This is a genomic window from Janthinobacterium sp. GW460-12-1-14-LB5, assembly GCF_059423585.1.
This window is the reverse complement of the sequence record NZ_JBWKYD010000054.1, coordinates 1-5,401: the sequence shown is the minus strand read 5'-3', so window position 1 is coordinate 5,401 and position 5,401 is coordinate 1. Positions and strand designations below refer to the sequence as shown.

Genomic DNA, 5,401 nt, shown 5'->3' with positions numbered 1-5,401 from the left:
CGGGGGGCTGGGGTGGGGGCTGGCAGGGGGGGGGGGCCGCTTGCGCAGCCCCGGCGTGGTGTTCGGTTCAGACCGAGGCGAGGATTTTCTGGACGGTCTGCGGATAGGCGCTATACAGGCCGTTGTTGGGCACGTGCTGCGCGGCGTCGTTGGCCGTGATGAAGGCTTCAAATGCGGTCACGTGCGTGGCAACGGGCATCAGCGCCTTGCCACCCACGACAAACTGCAGCAGTGCGTCGAATACGTCGCCAAGCTGGTCCACGAAATCTTCGATGTAGTCGTTGAAGCTGCCGTCATACTCGGTGATCACGCCGATGATCAGGGTATCGGAAGTACCCGTCGATTGAAGGTTGGGCAGCAGATTGGGCTGGGAGCGGTCGAACAGGGTGAAGCGGGCAAAGTGCACGGTACCGATATCGGTGAGGGCGGCATTGATCTTCGCCTGGTATTCCACCAATGTTGCGGCGATGGCGGTCGGATTGGTGCCGGGTAGTACCGGCATCATTAAGCACAGTGGATTTGCCATGGGAGGCTCCTCATTACGTGGTTGTCGGGACGACCGACACTACGCCGTGGCGCCAACTGCGTCAAAAACTATATTTTTACACTTGTTGCTAAATACGCACTATTGCATCATGATAATGATGTGAAATGCGGTCTCATGTGGATAGTTGCTGAGGCTGCTTGACGCCGGTCTGCGCTCTGCTGTCAGGCAGTGCCGGCCTGTTTCTGGAAGCGCAAGTGGCACCGCTGGCGGCGCCAGGTTCCGGGGCTGTTATTTTGGCATGACGGGACGGCGCCTCGCTTCCTGCGCCCTAGAACCGTATCGGACAAGGTGCCGCAGTCCCTTCGCCAAAACCGGCATAGCCGGACCGTGCGCTGAGGTTCAGCGTCATGTTGCCCTTGTCCGGCATGTAGATGCAATATTCTCCGGTCGCCGTGATGATGCGGTAAATGCGCTTGGGGTCGTTCGGCGCGCTCCACAATTCGATGCGGGCCGCTTCGAACCACTTCGGCTTGACCGCCGCATGCGCTTCCGCAAAGCCTTTCGCCAGGCGCGTCTGCGCCGTATCGGGCGGCGCTACAAATTCCTGCGGATGCTCGGCGCGCAGCTGGCGGTCGATGGCGCCGGCCGCTTGCAGGGCCCGTTGCGCCAGGGTGAGGGCGCCAGCCTTGGGCGCGTCTGGCAGGGTGTCGTCTGGCGGCTGTTCTGGCGGCGTGGTGGCAGGCGCTGCCTTGGGTGGCGATGTGGCTATTGCCGGATCGGCAGGAAGCGCCTGCGGGCGTGGCGGCGCAGGCTCAGGCTCGACAGGCGCAACGAATCCCCGTGGCGCTGGCAATGGCGGCATCAGCTGCAGCCAGACGCGCTCATCGTGCTCCACGCTCCTGTGGACTGGCCGCATGAGCGCCCAGAGCAAGGCCAGGTGCAAGACGGCAACGGCTGCGATGGCCCAGCCTTGACGGCGCGGGCGGAAAGACAGGCGGTGCTGCCCAGGGACGGTGCTCATCTGTTCATGTTTCCCAGGAGTAAGATGGCACTAGTATGCAAATTTGCAACAATACTGTAAACAGCTTTCGCAAAGTATGCAGCCGGCGCTCCCCGAGGTACCGGAAAACGCGCCCGGGCGGTGATTTTGTCAAGCTGTCCTGTCCGGCCTCAGGCCATCGTCGACAGGAAGTGCCGCGCGTGGACTTCGAATGCCGGCGCACGCGAATCGTCGAGCTGCAGGGACTCAATGGGGATGGCGTCGGCAGCTGGCTGGTGCTGGGCGAAGCGCCCGGCCGTTTATTTGCCCAGGATCGACGCCACGTTGTCGGTGCCCGGTGCGCCGAACAGCTGCTGCTTGAGGACATGCAGCTGGTCGCGCACCTGCGCCGCCTTTTCGAACTCCAGGTTCTTGGCGTGGTCTACCATCAGCTTTTCCAGGCGCTTGATTTCCTTGCTCACCTGCTTTTCGCTCATGGCTTCGAACTTCGCCGCTTCCTGCGCCACTTGCAGCGTTTCGCGCGCTTCCTGCGGGCTGTAGACGCCGTCGATCATTTCGCGGATCGATTTTTTCACGCCGATCGGCACGATGTTGTTGGCCGTATTGAAGGCGATCTGCTTGGCGCGGCGGCGTTCCGTTTCGTCGATGGCGCGGCGCATGGAGTCCGTGATGCGGTCGCCGTACAGGATCGCCGTGCCATTCAGGTTGCGCGCGGCGCGGCCGATGGTCTGGATCAGGCTGCGCTCGGAGCGCAAAAAGCCTTCCTTGTCCGCGTCGAGGATGGCGACCAGCGACACTTCCGGCAAGTCCAGGCCCTCGCGCAGCAGGTTGATCCCCACCAGCACGTCGAAGGTGCCCAGGCGAAGGTCGCGCAGGATTTCCACGCGCTCCACCGTCTCGATATCGCTGTGCAGATAGCGCACCTTGATGCCATGGTCGCCCAGGTATTCCGTCAATTGCTCCGACATGCGCTTGGTCAAAGTCGTCACCAGCACGCGCTCGTCCTTCTTGATGCGCTCGACGATTTCCGACATCAGGTCGTCCACCTGGCTGCTGGCGGGGCGCACGATGATTTGCGGGTCGACCAGGCCGGTCGGGCGCACCACCTGTTCGACCACCTGGTCGGAGTGGTTCTTTTCGTAGTCTGCCGGGGTGGCCGAGACGAATACGGTCTGGCGCATCTTCTGCTCGAATTCCTCGAATTTCAAGGGCCGGTTGTCGAGCGCGGACGGCAGGCGGAAGCCGTAGTCGACCAGGTTCGTCTTGCGCGAGCGGTCGCCGTTGTACATGGCGCTCAGCTGGCCCGTCAGCACGTGCGACTCGTCGAGGAACATCAGGGCGTCGGGCGGCAGATAATCGACCAGGGTCGGCGGCGGTTCGCCCGGCAGCGCGCCGCTCAAATGGCGCGAATAGTTCTCGATACCCTTGGTGAAACCGATTTCCGCCATCATTTCCAGGTCGAAGCGCGTGCGCTGTTCCAGCCGCTGCTCTTCGATCAGTTTATTTTCCTTGCGGAAAAACTCGAGGCGCTCGCGCAGCTCGTCCTTGATGGTTTCCACGGCGCGCAGCACGGTGGAGCGGGGCGTCACGTAGTGCGAACCCGGATACACGGTGAAGCGGGGGATTTTCTGCCGTACGCGGCCCGTCAGCGGGTCGAACAGCTGGATCGATTCGATCTCGTCGTCGAACATTTCCAGGCGCACGGCCAGCTCCGCATGTTCGGCGGGGAAGATGTCGATGGTGTCGCCGCGCACGCGGAAGGTGCCGCGGCCGAAATCGACCTCGTTGCGCGTGTACTGCATCTGGATCAGGCGCGCGATGACGTCGCGCTGCGCAACCCGATCCTTGACGCGCAGGGTCAGGATCATCTGGTGGTATTCGTTCGGATTGCCGATACCGTAGATGGCCGAGACGGTGGCGACGATGATGACGTCGCGCCGCTCCATCAGCGACTTGGTGCACGACAGGCGCATCTGCTCGATATGTTCGTTGATCGACGAATCCTTTTCGATGAACAGGTCGCGCTGCGGCACGTAGGCTTCGGGCTGGTAGTAATCGTAGTAGCTGACGAAGTATTCGACGGCGTTTTGCGGGAAAAAGTCGCGGAACTCGCTGTACAGCTGCGCCGCCAGGGTCTTGTTCGGCGCGAAGACGATGGCGGGCCGGCCCATGCGCGCGATGACGTTGGCCATGGTGTAAGTCTTGCCCGAACCGGTCACGCCCAGCAGGGTCTGGAAGGCCAGCCCGTCGGCGATTCCCTCTGACAGCTGGTCGATTGCCGTGGGCTGATCGCCGGCCGGAGGGAAGGGCTGGTGCAGCTTGAAGGGGGAATCCGGGAAAGAGATAATTGCGCTTTCCGCCTCGCTGGCGGTAGATAATTCGGGCATGTGAATCAGACCTTTGTTAGAATAGTGCTCTGCTGGCGGCCCTGGCGTTGTATTTTGGGGCGCTGTCTACAACTCCGCTGTGAACCTGCTTCCAATCGAATCCAATCTTATCATGACGAACCCAACTGTTTCTGCCAGTCTGTTTAGCGCCATCGAGATGGCCCCACGCGACCCGATCCTGGGCATCACCGAAGCATTTAACGCGGACCAGAATCCCGCCAAAATCAATCTGGGCGTTGGCGTCTATTATGACGACAACGGTAAAGTGCCTCTGTTAGCTTGCGTACGCAAGGCGGAAGCCATCCTGATCGAACAGGCCGCCCCACGCACCTACCTGCCGATCGAAGGCCTCGCCGCCTACGACAAGGCCGTGCAAGAACTCGTATTTGGCGCCGACAGCGCCGTAATTCAAGAGCGCCGCGCCATCACCGTGCAAGCCATCGGCGGCACGGGCGCACTGAAGATCGGTGCCGACTTCCTGCAGCGCTTCGCGCCGGGTGCCCAGGTCTACATCAGCGACCCGAGCTGGGAAAACCACCGCGCGCTGTTTGAAAACGCCGGTTTCGTCGTGAATAACTACGCGTACTACGATGCCGCCACCCATGGCGTGAACTTTGACGGCATGCTGGCCAGCCTGAACGCCATGCCAGCCGGCTCCATTGTCGTGCTGCACGCCTGCTGCCACAACCCGACCGGCGCCGACCTGAGCGTGGCCCAGTGGGATCAGATCATCGCCGTCGTCACCGCACGCGGCCTGGTGCCGTTCCTGGACATGGCTTATCAAGGTTTCGCCAACGGCATCGCCGAAGACGGCGCCGTGGTGCGCCGCTTTGCCGACGCGGGCGGCCCGCTGCTGGTGTCGAACTCGTTCTCGAAATCGTTCTCGCTGTACGGCGAGCGCGTGGGCGCCCTGAGCGTCGTCGCCGCCAGCGCCGATGAAGCGGCCCGTCTGCTGTCGCAGCTGAAGCGCGTCGTGCGCACCAACTACTCGAACCCGCCAGTCCATGGCGGCAAGGTGGTCGCCACCGTCCTGGCCACGCCGGAACTGCGCCAGCTGTGGGAAGAAGAGCTGGCCGGCATGCGCGTGCGCATCCGCGAAATGCGCAATGCCTTCGTGGAAAAACTGAAAGCCAAGGCGCCAGGCCACGACTTCGAATTCGTGCGCCAGCAAATCGGCATGTTCTCGTACTCCGGTCTCACCAAGGAGCAGGTGGCGTCGCTGCGCGAGCAGTCGATCTACGCCGTCGACACGGGCCGTATCTGCGTGGCAGCATTGAATTCGCGCAATATCGACATCGTCATTGACGCGATCGCCAAAGTGCTTTAAGATCTTGCTTCTTCGGCGCTGCATGCAAGTGCGGCGCTGATGGCAGTAGAAAGTCGGCGATGGCCGTGTTTGTGATGATGCAGTATCAGTCTTGCAAATATGGAACAAGCGACATATAATATTGCCTCTTTTCCCTGATAGCTCAGTTGGTAGAGCGACGGACTGTTAATCCGCAGGTCCCTGGTTCGAGTCCAGGTCGG

Annotated in this window: 4 protein-coding genes; 1 reads left to right on the top strand and 3 read right to left on the bottom strand. The window is 61.7% G+C overall.

Features of this window, described 5'->3' with window-relative positions; translation table 11 throughout:
* Positions 1-67 precede the first annotated feature (67 nt).
* From AC07X6_RS28365 to uvrB, 3 genes are all read right to left on the bottom strand, one after another.
* Positions 68-526, bottom strand: a complete 459-nt coding sequence (locus AC07X6_RS28365) for a hypothetical protein (protein ID WP_474292127.1) — start codon at positions 524-526, stop codon at positions 68-70.
* A 289-nt stretch (positions 527-815) separates the two neighbouring features.
* Positions 816-1,508 carry a hypothetical protein gene (locus tag AC07X6_RS28360; protein ID WP_494793196.1) on the bottom strand — a complete coding sequence of 231 codons (693 nt, stop codon included), beginning with the start codon at positions 1,506-1,508 and terminating at the stop codon, positions 816-818.
* Positions 1,509-1,786: 278 nt separating this feature from the next.
* The gene (gene uvrB, locus AC07X6_RS28355) at positions 1,787-3,874 is read right to left on the bottom strand and encodes an excinuclease ABC subunit UvrB (protein WP_494793195.1); all 2,088 of its coding nucleotides are present in this window, start codon (positions 3,872-3,874) and stop codon (positions 1,787-1,789) included.
* A 112-nt stretch (positions 3,875-3,986) separates the two neighbouring features.
* Here uvrB and AC07X6_RS28350 point away from each other — a divergent pair, with 112 nt between their 5' ends.
* On the top strand, positions 3,987-5,201 hold the full coding sequence (locus AC07X6_RS28350; protein ID WP_494793194.1) for an amino acid aminotransferase: 1,215 nt from the start codon (positions 3,987-3,989) through the stop codon (positions 5,199-5,201).
* Positions 5,202-5,401: the final 200 nt, after the last annotated feature.

Excerpts from the sequence above, each read along its gene's own strand:
- AC07X6_RS28350 (WP_494793194.1), top strand. The coding sequence starts at position 3,987 with ATGACGAACCCAACTGTTTCTGCCAGTCTGTTTAGCGCCATCGAGATG.
- uvrB (WP_494793195.1), bottom strand. The coding sequence starts at position 3,874 with ATGCCCGAATTATCTACCGCCAGCGAGGCGGAAAGCGCAATTATCTCT.
- AC07X6_RS28360 (WP_494793196.1), bottom strand. The coding sequence starts at position 1,508 with ATGAGCACCGTCCCTGGGCAGCACCGCCTGTCTTTCCGCCCGCGCCGT.
- AC07X6_RS28365 (WP_474292127.1), bottom strand. The coding sequence starts at position 526 with ATGGCAAATCCACTGTGCTTAATGATGCCGGTACTACCCGGCACCAAT.